At 61.2% G+C, this 13760-nt stretch carries 15 protein-coding genes; 6 read left to right on the top strand and 9 right to left on the bottom strand.

All coding sequences use genetic code 11. The features are described 5' to 3' along the window. The first annotated feature begins 14 nt into the window (after positions 1-14). From GGR30_RS20755 to GGR30_RS20745, 3 genes are read left to right on the top strand one after another with little or no spacing between them, the layout of a single operon-like run. Positions 15-800, top strand: a complete 786-nt coding sequence (locus GGR30_RS20755; RefSeq protein WP_183490735.1) for a pyrroline-5-carboxylate reductase — start codon at positions 15-17, stop codon at positions 798-800. 12 nt (positions 801-812) lie between these two features. Beyond that, positions 813-1451, top strand: a complete 639-nt coding sequence (locus GGR30_RS20750) for a LysE family translocator (RefSeq protein WP_246414077.1) — start codon at positions 813-815, stop codon at positions 1449-1451. 1 nt (position 1452) lies between these two features. After that, positions 1453-1671 (top strand): DUF1413 domain-containing protein, encoded by a 219-nt coding sequence (locus GGR30_RS20745; protein WP_183490731.1) that lies wholly within the window; start codon positions 1453-1455, stop codon positions 1669-1671. A gap of 574 nt (positions 1672-2245) precedes the next feature. Here the strand turns inward: GGR30_RS20745 and ispG are convergent. From ispG to acs, 6 genes are all read right to left on the bottom strand, one after another. Further along, entirely contained in the window at positions 2246-3505 is a 1260-nt protein-coding gene (gene ispG / locus GGR30_RS20740) for a flavodoxin-dependent (E)-4-hydroxy-3-methylbut-2-enyl-diphosphate synthase (protein WP_183490729.1), read from the bottom strand. 59 nt (positions 3506-3564) lie between these two features. Then, positions 3565-4752, bottom strand: coding sequence for an MFS transporter (locus GGR30_RS20735; RefSeq protein WP_246414076.1), 1188 nt, complete (start codon positions 4750-4752; stop codon positions 3565-3567). Between the two features lie 11 nt (positions 4753-4763). Then, entirely contained in the window at positions 4764-5159 is a 396-nt protein-coding gene (locus GGR30_RS20730; RefSeq protein WP_210288133.1) for a VOC family protein, read from the bottom strand. Next, positions 5156-5926, bottom strand: a complete 771-nt coding sequence (locus tag GGR30_RS20725; RefSeq protein WP_246414075.1) for a DeoR/GlpR family DNA-binding transcription regulator — start codon at positions 5924-5926, stop codon at positions 5156-5158. The genes GGR30_RS20730 and GGR30_RS20725 overlap by 4 nt, the downstream gene beginning before the upstream one ends. A 223-nt stretch (positions 5927-6149) precedes the next feature. Continuing rightward, complete coding sequence (locus GGR30_RS20720) at positions 6150-6647, bottom strand: hypothetical protein (protein WP_183490725.1); 498 nt, start codon at positions 6645-6647, stop codon at positions 6150-6152. Positions 6648-6707: 60 nt separating this feature from the next. Then, positions 6708-8666, bottom strand: a complete 1959-nt coding sequence (gene acs / locus GGR30_RS20715) for an acetate--CoA ligase (protein WP_183490723.1) — start codon at positions 8664-8666, stop codon at positions 6708-6710. 198 nt (positions 8667-8864) lie between these two features. Here acs and GGR30_RS20710 point away from each other — a divergent pair, with 198 nt between their 5' ends. Beyond that, on the top strand, positions 8865-9566 hold the full coding sequence (locus GGR30_RS20710) for a DUF1013 domain-containing protein (protein WP_183490721.1): 702 nt from the start codon (positions 8865-8867) through the stop codon (positions 9564-9566). Positions 9567-9813: 247 nt separating this feature from the next. Here the strand turns inward: GGR30_RS20710 and GGR30_RS20705 are convergent, their stop codons facing one another. Then, positions 9814-10431 carry a DUF3800 domain-containing protein gene (locus tag GGR30_RS20705; RefSeq protein ID WP_183490719.1) on the bottom strand — a complete coding sequence of 206 codons (618 nt, stop codon included), beginning with the start codon at positions 10429-10431 and terminating at the stop codon, positions 9814-9816. A 76-nt stretch (positions 10432-10507) separates the two neighbouring features. Next, on the bottom strand, positions 10508-10873 hold the full coding sequence (locus GGR30_RS20700; RefSeq protein ID WP_183490717.1) for a winged helix-turn-helix transcriptional regulator: 366 nt from the start codon (positions 10871-10873) through the stop codon (positions 10508-10510). A 119-nt stretch (positions 10874-10992) separates the two neighbouring features. Here GGR30_RS20700 and GGR30_RS20695 point away from each other — a divergent pair, with 119 nt between their 5' ends. Beyond that, complete coding sequence (locus GGR30_RS20695; protein ID WP_183490715.1) at positions 10993-12120, top strand: NADH:flavin oxidoreductase; 1128 nt, start codon at positions 10993-10995, stop codon at positions 12118-12120. Between the two features lie 62 nt (positions 12121-12182). Here GGR30_RS20695 and GGR30_RS20690 read toward each other — a convergent pair whose 3' ends face one another. Then, positions 12183-12665 (bottom strand): MarR family winged helix-turn-helix transcriptional regulator, encoded by a 483-nt coding sequence (locus GGR30_RS20690; RefSeq protein ID WP_183490713.1) that lies wholly within the window; start codon positions 12663-12665, stop codon positions 12183-12185. A 78-nt stretch (positions 12666-12743) separates the two neighbouring features. On the opposite strand from GGR30_RS20690, the gene GGR30_RS20685 reads away from it, so the two are divergent. Then, entirely contained in the window at positions 12744-13640 is an 897-nt protein-coding gene (locus tag GGR30_RS20685) for an EamA family transporter (protein WP_183490711.1), read from the top strand. Positions 13641-13760: the final 120 nt, after the last annotated feature.

Below are 13760 nucleotides of genomic sequence, written 5' to 3'. Positions count from 1 at the left end.
CAGGAAGGAATGTCATGACAATCGGGTTTATCGGAACGGGCGAAATCACGAAAGCCGTGGTGACCGGCATGAGCACGGTCGATGGCGAGAAGCCGACCATCCTTGTCTCGCCGCGCAATGAGGAGATCGCGGCCGGACTTGCCGACCGCTTCGAGAATGTCGAAATCGCGGCGAGCAATCAGGCCGTGATTGACGGCGCGGAAACCGTGTGCCTGGCGCTGAGGCCGGGCGATGCCGAAGAGATCATCAAGACACTGAAATTCGGTCCATCGCACCACGTCATCAGCTTCATGCCGACCTTCAGCCAGGCGCGGCTTTCAGGGATCGTCGCCCCGGCGACGCGGATCACGCTGGTGACGCCGCTGCCTGCGGTCGCCTTTCACGGCGGCCCGACGCCGGTCTTCCCGCCGGATGAGGATGCGATTGCGATGTTCGATCCGCTCGGCACCGTGGTTGCCGCCGAGACGGATGACGAATACCAGGCGATGTGCGTCGCCACCGCCTCGCTTGCCGGCGCCTATGCCTATTACGAGACGATTGCCGACTGGCTGCAGGCGAAGAACCTGCCGGCCGACAAGGCACGGGCCTTTTCCGGCGCCGTGTTCTACGCGCTTGCCGCAACGGCTCGCAACGCGCCGGAGATGTCGTTTTCCGAACTGACGCATGAATCGGCAACGCGCGGCGGCACCAATGAACAGGTGCTCAAGCATTTGAAGGACAACAACGTCTACACCGCGTTTTCAAAGGCGCTTGACGGCATCTGGGATCGGTTCGAGAATGCGAAACCCTCTTCCGACTGACAGGACACGATGATGGATACGCCGCAGCTTCTGGGTTCTCTGGCGCTTGCCTGGGCGGCCTATTTCATCGCCGTCGTCAGCCCCGGCCCGGCAACGCTTGCCATTGCCGGCACGGCCATGGGCCAGGGCAGGCGGCAGGCCGTGGCGCTGGCAAACGGCGTTCTGACCGGGTCCTTCTTCTGGGCTGTGCTGGCCGGCGCCGGCATGGCCGCCGTGGTGACCAAGCTTGCCTATGGGCTGATGGCGCTGAAGATCATCGGCGGATGTTATCTGCTGTACCTTGCCTACAAGAGTTTCCGCGCCGCCATGCGCGCGGACGCCGCCGACATGGCGCCGAAGATAGCCGGGCGTCTCAGCCTCGCCGCCTTCTACCGGCGTGGCCTCTATATTCACCTCACCAATCCGAAGGCGATCTTTGCCTGGGTTTCGCTCGTATCCATCGGCCTGCCGAAGGATGCCGATCATGGCACCATCATCCTGTTCATCGCCGGCGCCAATATCATCGGCTTTCTGACCTTCAACGCGCTGGCGCTGATGTTTTCGTCCGACGTTGTCGTGCGCGGCTACCGCAAGGGCCGTCGCGCCATCGAGGGGACCATGGCCGCGCTCTTCACGCTTGCCGGCCTGAAACTGCTGACGACAAGGTTCTGACATGCTCGACGAAGACGAGATCGCAAATCGGCTCCTCGCGCTGGAGCCGGGCGAATTTCATTTCCCGGAACTTTACGGCGAAGGCTGGAACCGGCTCTATATCGGCGACAAGGTGAAAATCGGCCGCGAATTCCTCAACGCCGTGCGCAAGGGCCGCTTTCCCGGCGTTGAAGACACCGGCCGCAAGAAGGGCGGCGGCCGCGTTTATGTGAAGAGGTGATTCGCCATCAGAGCAGCCAAATTGGCTGTTTTGACAAGCCCAGCCGATCAATAAACACAGAATCCTGTGGTTTTTCTCTTAGAAATCACATCGAAATGTGCATTCCCAATGCATATAGACACTTCAAGTTGACAGGAAAAAGCGAGTCGATCCATATATATAGTGTTGCTTGAAGAAGAAAACCGTCACTGGCAGGTGACGGTCTTCAATTTCAATCCCACCTAAATTGTTATCAGGTGTGGGACCGAGCAGTGTATGCAAAGCAGACGTTACAGTCTGCGGACTCCTCGGGTCAAGCCTGATATCGCTTTCATAGGAACGAAAAATGAAAGCTAACAGCACTGGAAGACCTTCTCACAGGCTTACATTTGATGAAGCTGTAGTCGTCCACCAACTACTTCTTGATGGCTGGCTCCAAAGCCGTATTGCTGCGAAGTTTGACACAAATGGCGGTCGGATTTCGGAAGTCAAAACGGGGAAGCGTCACCCTGGAAGTCGAGACGTGGCTTTGAGTAAGAAGAAGCACTAAAACGCAACTGGAGGCCGCTCAACTCATGGGCGGCCTCTATGCTTCTTATTCCGCAGCCTGACTGCCCGAACCAAAGCGGTTCTCGATATAATCGCTGACCATCGCCTCGAAATCGGCGGCGATGTTCGGGCCGCGAAGCGTCTTGGCCTTCTTGCCGTCGATGAAAACTGGGGCGGCGGGCGTTTCGCCGGTGCCGGGCAGCGAGATGCCGATATCGGCATGTTTGCTTTCGCCGGGACCATTGACGATGCAGCCCATGACGGCGACGTTCAGCGCTTCCACGCCGGGATATTTCTCCCGCCAGACCGGCATATTGCGGCGGATATCGGCCTGGATCTTCGACGCCAGTTCCTGAAACACGGTCGAGGTCGTGCGCCCGCAACCGGGACACGCCGCCACCACCGGCACGAACTGGCGGAAACCCATGACCTGCAGCAGCTCCTGCGCCACCTGAACCTCGCGGGTGCGATCGCCGCCGGGTTCCGGCGTCAGCGAAACCCGGATCGTATCGCCGATGCCGTGCTGCAGCACATAGCCCATGGAAGCCGAGGAGGCTACGATGCCCTTGGTGCCCATGCCCGCTTCGGTGAGCCCCAGATGCAGCGCATGGTCGGAGCGTTCGGCGAGCATGGAATAGACGGCAATCAGGTCCTGAACCTGGGAGACCTTGGCCGAGAGGATGATGCGGTTGCGCGCAAGGCCGATCTCTTCGGCCAGCTCAGCCGAGAGCAGCGCGGACTGCACGATCGCCTCACGCGTCACATCGCGGGCCGAAAGCGGCGAACCGGCCTCGGCATTCTCGTCCATCAGCCGGGTCAGCAATTCCTGGTCGAGCGAGCCCCAGTTGACGCCGATGCGGACCGGCTTGTCGTAACGGATCGCCATTTCGATGATCTCGGCAAACTGCTTGTCGCGCTTGTCGCGGAAGCCGACATTGCCGGGATTGATGCGGTATTTGGCAAGCGCCTCGGCGCAGGCCGGGTGATCGGCCAGAAGCTTGTGGCCGATATAGTGGAAATCACCGACGAGCGGCACATCAAGCCCCAGATGCTCCAGCCGTTCGCGTATGCGCGGCACGGCGGCGGCCGCCTCGTCGCGATCAACGGTGATGCGCACCAGTTCGGAGCCGGCCTTCGACAAGGCCGCAACCTGGGCCACGGTGGCGTCGATATCGGCCGTATCCGTGTTGGTCATCGACTGCACGACCACCGGCGCGCCGCCGCCGACAATGACGCCGCCGACATCGACGGCGACCGAGGCGCGGCGGGGCAAGGGGTCGAAATTGCGGGGAGCGGCAAGCGTCATGATCTTCTCCGGAACGGCTCTGCCCTTCAGGTGGTACAATGGCGCGGTCTTGTCAACTGTCAGCCCACCCGGTCGCGGTCGGCGTAGCGCATCAGCGGCGCCAGCAGGAAGACGATGACATGGAGAAGCGACAGGCCCATGAAGATCGGCGAGAAGCCCGTGTGCTCGGCGAGAAAGCCGATCAGCGATGGAGCAACCAGAATGCCGGAATAGCCGAGCGTGGTCGTGACCGACAGGCCGATGCCCGGGGCCATGCCCGGCAGATTGCCGGCGGCCGAAAAGGCGATCGGCACCATGTTGGAAATGCCGAGGCCGGCAATGGCAAACCCTAAGATGATCAGCGGCGTGGTCGGCGCAAGGCCGGCAAGCAACAGCCCCGTGACCGAAAGCACGGCGCAGATCCGCATGGTTTTGACCCCGCCAAGGCGGTCGCGCACATGGTCGCCGGCAAAGCGCATCGTCGTCATGGAGAGCTGGAAGGCGGCGAAGCCGAAACCGGCAAGGGCGATATCGACGCCGCGCTCATTGCGCAGATAAAGCGCGCTCCAATCCATGATCGCGCCTTCGGGGATCATCGAGAACAGCGCGACGACGCCGATCAGCCAGGGCAGCGGCGTCATCGGCAGGCGGATTTTCTGCTGACGCTCCTCGCCGGAGGGCGTGTCTTCGACAAGGCGTGGAAAGCCGATCGCCAGGAACAGCCCCGCCACTAAAGTTGCCGCAATCGCGTGGCCGAGCGGCCCCGTCATTTCGATCAGAAAGCCGCCCATCGCGGCGCCCAGAAGTCCGCCAAGGCTCCAGAAGGCGTGACAGGAGGACATGATCGCCCGATGTTCGACCTTTTCAACGGCGACCGTATTGGCGTTCATCGACACATCCATCGAGGCCATCAGGCCGCCAAACAGGAAGATCACGATCGCCGCCAGCCAGACGGTGTTGGAAAGCGTGATCAGGATCAGCATCGGCAGGAACATCAGCGCCGCCGCCTTGCCGACCTTTGTCGAGCCGTAGCGGGCGTTGAAAATGCCGGTGAGCGGCATGGCGAGGATCGAGCCGACACCGAAAACGAGGATCATCAGCCCCAGCTCGCCTTCCGACAGCCCAAGCTTCTCGGCGAAGATCGGGATCTTCGGCGCCCAGGACCCCATGTAGAAGCCGTTCATGAGAAAGAGCAGCGACACGCCGAGGCGGTGAGGCGACATGTAGCGGCGCGGGCGGCGGGTCTCGTCAAGCGGGGTGTCGGTCATTGGTCTTCTCGTCATGCAGTGATTTCAATCAGATTACCGTCCGGATCGGTCAGCATGGCCTCGTAAAAGCCGTCGCCGGTCCGGCGCGGCGGACTTTTCAGAAAGCCGCCTTGATCCGCTTCCTCCGCCAGCTGGTCAACCGCCGCCGCGCTGCCGAGGCTGATGGCGATATGGGCATAACCCGGACGCTCGCCCGCCGGATCCTCGGCCGGGTCGAGCCAGGGCGCCTGCATGATCTCGATAGCAGGACCGTCTGACAGCGTCATGAAGCGCGAGACGAAACCGGGACGGCGGCGGCTTTCATAGCGCGCGCCGGCATGCGCGGCGAAGACGCGCTCATAAAAGGCCGCAAGTCGTTCGAGATCGGCAGTCCAGAGGGCGACATGGGCAATGCGAATGGCGGTCATCGTTCCGCTTCCTCCCCGATCAGTTCCAGGCCGGTTTCCTTAAGCGCTGCCCGTGCCGCGGCATCGAGCGTTTCCGGGACGGCAAGCGCATCAAGCGCGTCGAGCGCGATGACGCTGCAGGGCGCACGGGTGGCAAATTTCGCGGCCGTCATGGCGGTGACGACGCGGCGGGCGCAAGCGGCGGCCTCGCGCTTGAACAGGGCGTCCTCATAGTGAAAACAGGTCAGTCCCGCCTCGACGTCGATCCCGCAGGCGCCGAGCAGACAAAGATCGAAATGAAAGGCCTGAAGGTCTTCGATCGCGCCCGCGCCGATGGCCCCGCCGACCTCGCGGTGGATGCGGCCGCCGATTATGATCACATCAAGCGTCTGGTGCCCGTCGAGGGCGGCGGCAATGGCCGGCGCGTTGGTGACGATCACCGCTCGGAGGGTCTCCGGCAGAGCGCGGGCGGCGGCGATATTCGTGCTGGAGGCATCGAGAAAGACGCTCATGCCATCGCGGATTTCGCCGGCAAGCAGGCGGCCGAGCGCCTGCTTCTCCGCGTCATTCTTCTTGTCGCGGGCCTTCAACGGCCCCGCGGCCGGCGCAACGGGCAGCGCCCCGCCATAGACGCGTTCGCACAATCCGCGCGCGGCAAGCTCACGCAGGTCCCGGCGGATCGTGTCCTCGGACACGGAAAACTCCGCCGCCAGATCGGCGGCCAGAACCCGGTTGCCGGTTTTCAGCCGTTGCAGAATGATGTCCTGTCGTTCGCGGATCAGATGCATGGTCTCGCCCAAATCGTGCATAAACGTGCATAATCGAGATTGAACGTGCAGGCAAGGGTAAAGCGCGATGCCGGCGGCCAGGGTTGCATGATTATCCGGCGCACTGCGCCCGGATCGGCATCGTAAACGGTGAAGTCTGTCTTTGGAGAAAACGTGGTGCCTCTCACAAGAGGCGCGCCGGGACCCTATCGGCAGGAAGAAATGGCTCTCTTCCTATAATGGCCTAACGAGGCAAAACAGGGCAGTTGGCCTTGACGATCTCAAAGGCCTTTCCGGCCCCGATACTGCTGATCAGCCCATTCTTTTCATCGGTCCGGAAGGCGAGATCGGCTCCGCCGGCATCGGCAAACAGGATCATGATCTTCTGCGACTGCTCGGGATCCACGGCAAGCAGGTTTCCGAAAGCCGGAAGTTTCTCGGCAACGAAATTGTATTCCGTGACCGCGTCGCCCGAACGCAGGGCAAGCTTGGCCGAGGTGTCGAAAAACATGAACCGCTCGGGCTGGAAGAAGATGATGACATCTCCCTCACCCGAGCAGAGGGCGCCGAGGGAAGCCTTGTCGAAATCGTCGCCTTCCTCGCTCACCATCGCCAGCGGCACGATCGTCCTGTCGAAGGTATCCTGGTGGAACTGAACGCTCCAACCCGGTTTCAGGTCATCCGCCCACGTCGCCGTCACTGCAACAAGCGATATGGCAGCCGCAATTGCGATCCGGCTCATCGCGTTTCCTCCCCACCCAGGGCAATCGGAAAGCCGCCGAAACGGCTTTCCGGTCCTTGATCACGCCGCCTTGGACTTGTTCTGGCGGTTTTCGATGAGGTCGTCGACGACGCCGGGGTCGGCGAGCGTCGATGTGTCGCCGAGCGCGCCGAAGTCATCCTCGGCGATCTTGCGCAGGATGCGGCGCATGATCTTGCCGGAGCGCGTCTTCGGCAGGCCGGGCGCGAACTGGATCTTGTCGGGCGTCGCGATCGGGCCGATTTCGGCGCGCACCCATTTGATCAGTTCCTGGCGGAGCGCCTCGTCGGGATCATGCTCGCTCATCAGCGTGACATAGCAATAGATGCCCTGCCCCTTCACCGGATGCGGATAGCCGACAACGGCGGCCTCGGACACGAAGTGATGCGAGACCAGCGCGCTCTCGATTTCCGCCGTGCCGAGACGGTGGCCGGAAACATTGAGCACGTCATCGACGCGGCCGGTGATCCAGTAATAGCCGTCCTCGTCGCGCCGGCAGCCGTCGCCGGTGAAATATTTCCCCTTATAGGTGGAGAAATAGGTCTGGACGAAACGGTGATGGTCGCCATAGACCGAGCGCGCCTGCCCCGGCCAACTGTCGGTGATGCAGAGGTTGCCGTCGGCCGCCCCCTCCAGCACATTCCCTTCATTGTCGACAAGCTGCGGCTGGACGCCGAAGAAGGGTTTCGTCGCCGAACCGGGCTTCAGGTCGGTGACGCCCGGCAGCGGCGTGATCATCATGCCGCCGGTTTCCGTCTGCCACCAGGTGTCGACGATCGGGCAACGCTCCTCGCCAACGACACGGTAATACCATTCCCAGGCTTCCGGGTTGATCGGCTCGCCGACCGAGCCGAGCAGGCGCAGGCTCTCGCGCGAGGATTTCTTCACCAGATCGTCGCCCGCGCCCATCAGCGCGCGGATCGCAGTCGGCGCCGTGTAGAGGATGTTGACCTTGTGCTTGTCGACCACTTCCCAGAACCGTCCGGAATCCGGGAAGGTCGGCACGCCCTCGAACATCACCGTCGTCGCGCAATTGGCGAGCGGCCCGTAGACGATATAGGAATGGCCGGTGACCCAGCCGACATCGGCCGCGCACCAGAAGATCTCGCCCTCCTTGTAGTCGAACACATATTCATGGGTCATCGAGGCCCAGACGAGATAGCCGCCGGTGGTGTGCAGCACGCCCTTCGGCTTGCCCGTCGAACCGGAGGTATAGAGGATGAACAGCGGGTCTTCCGCGCGCATCTTCACCGGCGGGCAATCGCCCTTCACCGTCTTGATTTCCTCGTGATACCAGAGATCGCGCCCGCGGGCCCAGCCGACATGACCGCCGGTGCGGCGCACGCAGAGCACGTGGTTGACCATGACATACTGCTTGGCGGCGATATCGATGGCGAGGTCGACATTTTCCTTAAGCTGGATCGGCTTCCCGCCCCGCACGCCCTGATCGCAGGTGATGACGAAGGTCGATTCGCAATCGACGATGCGGCCGGCCAGCGCTTCCGGCGAGAAGCCGGCGAAGACGACCGAATGGATGGCGCCGATGCGCGCGCAGGCGAGCATGGCGAAGGCTGCTTCCGGCACCATCGGCATGTAGATTGTCACCCGGTCGCCCTTCTTGACGCCGTGCTTCTTCATCACATTCGCCATGCGGCAAACCTGATCGTAAAGCTGGTTATAGGTGATCTTCTTGTCGATATAGGGGTTGTCGCCTTCCCAGATGATGGCGGTCTGTTCCCCGTGCGTCTTCAGGTGCCGGTCGATGCAGTTATAGGAGACGTTGGTCTGTCCGTCCTCGAACCACTTGATCGAGACCCGGCCGGTAAACGAGGTGTTCTTGATCTTGGTATAGGGCTTGAACCAGTCGATCCGCCGGCCGTGCCGGTCCCAGAAGATTTCCGGCTCCTCGACACTTTCCTTGTACCATTTCTCGTATTTGTTGGCGTCGATCAGTGCGCGCGTCTTTGCCGGCTTCAAAACCGGATATGTCTTGCCTGACATACTTTCCTCCTCGAAAGTTCCTCCGTTGCCCCATTCATACAGGCTCACACGATGTCTTCAATAAGACATTCGTCAATTGTTTCGACGTGATTGCATTCGAAGCGCTAAGGGATTATATGGGGCCCAACTATTCCCGGAAATTGTGGCAAACACCCACGGACCGCGACACCGGCGCGGACGACAGAAGGACTTTATCCAATGGCACAAAAGCTGCTTATGCCCAAGGCGACAGCCGTATGGCTCGTGGACAACACGGCCTTGTCGTTCGATCAGATCGCCGAGCTCTGCAAACTCCACCCGCTGGAAGTCAAGGCCATTGCCGACGGCGAGAGCGCGCAGGGCATCAAGGGTCTCGACCCGATCTCGACCGGCCAGCTTTCGCGTGACGAGATTGCGCGCGCGGAGAACAATCCGAACCACAAGCTGAAGCTCTCCGAGCCGAAGGTGCGGGTGCCGGAATCCAAGCGCAAGGGACCGCGCTACACGCCCGTCTCCAAACGCCAGGACCGTCCGAACGCCATCCTCTGGCTGGTGCGCAACCATCCGGAACTGAAGGACGCGCAGATTTCGCGCCTCGTCGGCACCACCAAGTCGACGATCGAGCAGATCCGCGACCGCACCCACTGGAATTCGGCCAACCTGACGCCGATGGATCCGGTGACGCTCGGCCTCTGCAGCCAGATCGACCTTGATCTCGAAGTCGAAAAATCCGCCAAGGACCGCCCGCTGCCATCGGCCGAGGAACTCGACAACGCCCGCCTCGCCTCGGCTGCCGAAATGGAAAGCCTCGGCGACAGCGTAAGCTCCTCGCAGGAAGACAAGGGAATGTCCGCCGACGAGGTGTTCTCGCGCTTTGCCTCGCTGAAGAATGACGAAGAAGAAGACGAGGATGACCGCTAAGTGCCCAAGCACGGCGGTCGTATTGATAAACAGTGGAGGCCGTGAGCCTCGCTTGGTTTTGACAAATACTATTAATAGCCTGACCTGTTGATGAGTCGAAACAGAAAACGAAATGTCAATACGACCTTGTGGATTGCGGGTATTTTCGCTATATAAAGAGAGCGAAGTCGCCCAACCTGTCCGAACTGTCTCCGTAGGGTGTGCGTTCCATACAGGCTGTATGGATAGGCAGGTGGGGCGCACCCTTTCATTTGAAATCCCACACGTCGTGTAAATGTCCCGATCGAGATAGCATCGATCGCCAGCGACCTGATTCCTTTTTATCGCCATCATATGAGCGGGCGATTGCTCCGGCACACATGTCAGCCAATTGCACAAGAGGGTCTTTCCGCGAATCTTTAAATTCGATCTTTTTTATTGTGCCGGAAGGAAGCTCTTTCCTCATATAGGATTGCAGTTCTTGCTTGAATCGGCGATCTCCTGATCCGTCGATAACTACCTTTGCATTCTGTAATATATCGCCATCATGTGAGCACATAAGGCGCGTAAAAAAGTTATAAAATTTCCTAGGATTTTTCTTCAAAAGGTCTGACCTAATTATCTCTTTTTTGACAACGATTGCTCTGCAGAAAAAATCTACCTCACTGATAGAACTGAAGAAGTCGTCTTTTGCGTCAAAACTTGACTTGGAGAATTTCCATTCGGGTTTCACCCTGTTTCGAATCATTGCGTCGCGAACTAGTGACGATGCCGACTGGGCTTCAGTCAAATCATGAAATATCGCCATCGCTATCACAAAGACTTCAGATGACCCTCTCGCGATCTTAAATCCCGGGTCCCCCGATTCATCGACAAATACGAGCATAGCAGGGAAGCCCTCATAAAACCCCGACCCCTAGTTTCCCGGATTCTGCGCCATCCAGTCATCTCTTATCCATGGGTCACGTTTTTGAACGAGAGTCAAACGTCGCGCGCGCCTCGGCGATCTCGTCGCGGTTATCAATCGTCCAGCGATAGAGGGCGAAATGAAGCGATTTCGCCGAATGGCCGAGCGAGGTCAACGCGTACTCCACGCCGACCGGCGAGGTCGGCAGCACGCGGCGTTCGACGAGCCCATTCCTCTCAAGCCGGCGCAGCGTATCCGTCAGCGCCTTCTGGCTGACCCCTTCCAGATGACGCTTGATGCCGTTGAACCGCATCGGCCCGTGATCGAGAACGGCCAGCGTCATGATCGACCATTTGCCGGAGATCTGATCGAGAATGTCCCGGCTCATGCAGCCGGCATCGAAATGGGGGCATCCGTTCATGGCTCGGGTTTCCTCCACTATACCTGAAAAACATATAGTGCCTTATTGACACTAGGTCCACAATTTATACCTATAGCGACATTCGATCCCAAGGCATCTGAGCCCGAAAAGGAATGTCCATGCCCAGTTCAGCCACCCAAACCCTGTTCAGGCCGTTCAAGTTCAAGTCTCTCGAACTGAAGAACCGCATCGTCATGGCGCCGATGACGCGCACTTTTTCGCCCGAAGGCGTGCCTGGCGACAATGTCGCCGCCTATTACAGGCGCCGGGCGGAAAACGACGTCGGCCTGATCCTCTCCGAAGGTACGGTCATTGACCGCCCGACCTCCAAGAACCATCCGGCGATCCCCGATTTTCATGGAGAGAAGGCGCTTTCCGGCTGGAAGAATGTGATCGATAGCGTTCATGCGGCGAACGGCAAGATGGGCCCGCAGATCTGGCATGTGGCCAACACCGTCGCCCACCCCGAATGGCCGAAGGCCGAAGATACCGAAAGCCCTTCCGGTTTCGTCAAGCCCGGCGAGAAGCGCGGCCGCGCCATGAGCGAGGAAGATATCGCCGACACAATCTCGGCCTTTGCCAAAGCTGCCGCCGACGCCGAACGCCTCGGTTTCGACGTGGTCGAACTCCATGGCGCGCATGGCTATCTGATCGACCAGTTCTTCTGGCCGGAACTGAACCTGCGCGAGGACCGCTGGGGCGGGCCGGCGATCGCGGAACGCGCGCGCTTTGCCGCCGAGGTCATCAAGGCCGTGCGCGAATCCGTCTCTGACGACATGCCGGTGATCATCCGCCTCAGCCAGTGGAAGCAGCAGGACTACAACGCCAGGATCGCCACCACGCCGGCCGAGATGGCCGAATGGCTGGAGCCGCTGGTGGATGCCGGCGCCGATATTCTCCACTGCTCGCAGCGCCGTTTCTGGGAACCGGAATTCCCCGAGATCGATGGGGAGAACGGCCTCAACTTCGCCGGCTGGGCCAAGAAGATCACCGGCGTGCCGACGATTTCGGTCGGCTCGGTCGGGCTCGATGGTGCGGACTTCCTTGGCTCCTTCGGCGGCGCGGAGACGTCTGCTTCCGCGTCCGGCATCGCCAAGCTGGTCAACCGCATGGAAAAGGACGAGTTCGACCTGATCGCCGTCGGCCGCGCGCTGATCAAGGATCCCGAATGGGTGAAGAAGGTCGAGGCCGGCGAGATCGACAAGCTTCAGGCCTTTTCACGTGAAACGCTGGCGGAACTCGTCTGAGTTTTCGCAAAGGAGGCCGGGTGTCGAGGCATCCGGCCTTCGCCCCTTCGGCGCGGCCGCAATCATTCAAACGCCGCCAGCCACTTCGCCAGGAGCCGGTCAAGCGCAGCGCGGTCTTCCATCGGCAGCGCCGCGATCAGCCTGTGCTGGTTTTCGACATGGGCAGTCACCGCCTCGTCGATCAGGGCGTAACCCTTGTCTGACAGCGCGATGACGAAGCCGCGCCCATCCTCCGGATTGCGCTCGCGCGAGATGAAGCCCGCCGCCTCCAGCCGGTCGAGCCTATTGGTCATGGTGCCCGAGGAGACCATCGTCCGCTCCATCAGCGCCGAGGGCGAGAGCGCATAGGGCGGGCCGGAACGCCTCAGCGTTGCCAGCACGTCGAAGCTCGCGGCGTTCAGTCCGTAGCGGGAAAACACCGTCTCGAGATTGCGCGCAAGATGCTGCTGCAGCCGTTTGAGGCGTCCCATGACGCCCATCGGCATGGCATCAAGGTCCGGGCGCTCGGCCTGCCACTCGGCAAGAATACTGTCGACATGATCCATGGTTCGACCATGCTGAGATTTTATCTTGACGTCAAGCTATAATCAGATAGTTTGACGTCAAGATAAATGGAGGCAGCCATGCCGAGAACATCCGATGTCCTGCTGACCGCGCTGGCGCCCGCCATCTGGGGCAGCACCTATATCGTCACCACCGAGCTTCTACCGCCCGGCCTGCCCCTGACGCTTGGCCTCCTGCGCGCGCTGCCGGCGGGTCTGATCCTGCTTCTCGTGGTCCGGCAATTTCCGTCCCCCGCCATGCTGCCGCGCCTGTTTGCGCTCGGTTTCCTGAACTTCGCGCTGTTCTGGAGCCTGCTCTTCGTTGCCGCCTACCGCCTGCCCGGCGGTGTTGCCGCAACCCTTGGCGCAACCCAGCCGCTGATCGTGCTGTTCCTGTCGCGCGCAGCGCTTGGCACGGCCATCCGGCCGCTCGGCGTGCTGGCCGCGCTCGGCGGGCTCGCAGGCGTCGCCTTTCTCGTGCTGTCGCCGCGCGCCGTGCTCGATCCGCTCGGCATTGCCGCAGCTTTCGGCGGCGCGCTGTCGATGGCGGCGGGCACGGTACTCACCCGTAAATGGCAGTTTCCCGTGCCGCCGCTGACGCTGACCGCCTGGCAACTGACCACCGGCGGCCTGCTGCTCCTGCTGCTCGCCCTCATCCTCGAACCCGCCTTCCCGGTTCCGACGGCTGAAAACCTGATCGGCCTTGCCTGGCTCGGCCTCATCGGCGCGGCGCTCACCTATTTCTTCTGGTTCCGCGGCATCGCCAGGATCGGCCCCTCGCGCGCCGCCCTCCTCGGCTTCCTGAGCCCCTTGAGCGCGGTCCTGCTCGGCTGGATCCTGCTCGGTCAGGCCTTGTCGCCGCTACAGGCCGCAGGCGCCGTGCTGGTGCTGGCGAGCCTCTGGCTCGGCCGCATGACAGGCGGTCCCGCCCCGTCGCCCATCGCCACGCACGCACATGCAAAAACCCCGGCCGAATGACCGGGGTCAGGCTGCTGACAAAGTTCCCTCCTCCGTCATGCCGGCCTTGAGCCGGCATCCTGTGTATAGCGGCTTGTGGTATGATGTGTGCGGGCGGAAGGTCGTCCGGCATCCTGGTCG

It is taken from the genome of Martelella radicis (assembly GCF_014196625.1).
In the GTDB taxonomy this organism is placed as follows: Bacteria; Pseudomonadota; Alphaproteobacteria; order Rhizobiales; family Rhizobiaceae; genus Martelella; species Martelella radicis.
This window is presented reverse-complemented; position numbering and strand designations above follow the sequence as displayed.

Bases quoted from the DNA above. Each gene is read 5' to 3' on its own strand.
- acs (WP_183490723.1), bottom strand. From the start codon at position 8,666: ATGTCAGGCAAGACATATCCGGTTTTGAAGCCGGCAAAGACGCGCGCA.
- GGR30_RS20725 (WP_246414075.1), bottom strand. From the start codon at position 5,926: ATGCATCTGATCCGCGAACGACAGGACATCATTCTGCAACGGCTGAAA.
- GGR30_RS20745 (WP_183490731.1), top strand. From the start codon at position 1,453: ATGCTCGACGAAGACGAGATCGCAAATCGGCTCCTCGCGCTGGAGCCG.
- GGR30_RS20710 (WP_183490721.1), top strand. From the start codon at position 8,865: ATGGCACAAAAGCTGCTTATGCCCAAGGCGACAGCCGTATGGCTCGTG.
- GGR30_RS20720 (WP_183490725.1), bottom strand. From the start codon at position 6,647: ATGAGCCGGATCGCAATTGCGGCTGCCATATCGCTTGTTGCAGTGACG.
- GGR30_RS20700 (WP_183490717.1), bottom strand. From the start codon at position 10,873: ATGAACGGATGCCCCCATTTCGATGCCGGCTGCATGAGCCGGGACATT.
- GGR30_RS20690 (WP_183490713.1), bottom strand. From the start codon at position 12,665: ATGGATCATGTCGACAGTATTCTTGCCGAGTGGCAGGCCGAGCGCCCG.
- GGR30_RS20750 (WP_246414077.1), top strand. From the start codon at position 813: ATGGATACGCCGCAGCTTCTGGGTTCTCTGGCGCTTGCCTGGGCGGCC.
- GGR30_RS20695 (WP_183490715.1), top strand. From the start codon at position 10,993: ATGCCCAGTTCAGCCACCCAAACCCTGTTCAGGCCGTTCAAGTTCAAG.
- GGR30_RS20705 (WP_183490719.1), bottom strand. From the start codon at position 10,431: ATGCTCGTATTTGTCGATGAATCGGGGGACCCGGGATTTAAGATCGCG.
- GGR30_RS20755 (WP_183490735.1), top strand. From the start codon at position 15: ATGACAATCGGGTTTATCGGAACGGGCGAAATCACGAAAGCCGTGGTG.
- GGR30_RS20730 (WP_210288133.1), bottom strand. From the start codon at position 5,159: ATGACCGCCATTCGCATTGCCCATGTCGCCCTCTGGACTGCCGATCTC.
- GGR30_RS20685 (WP_183490711.1), top strand. From the start codon at position 12,744: ATGCCGAGAACATCCGATGTCCTGCTGACCGCGCTGGCGCCCGCCATC.
- ispG (WP_183490729.1), bottom strand. From the start codon at position 3,505: ATGACGCTTGCCGCTCCCCGCAATTTCGACCCCTTGCCCCGCCGCGCC.
- GGR30_RS20735 (WP_246414076.1), bottom strand. From the start codon at position 4,752: ATGACCGACACCCCGCTTGACGAGACCCGCCGCCCGCGCCGCTACATG.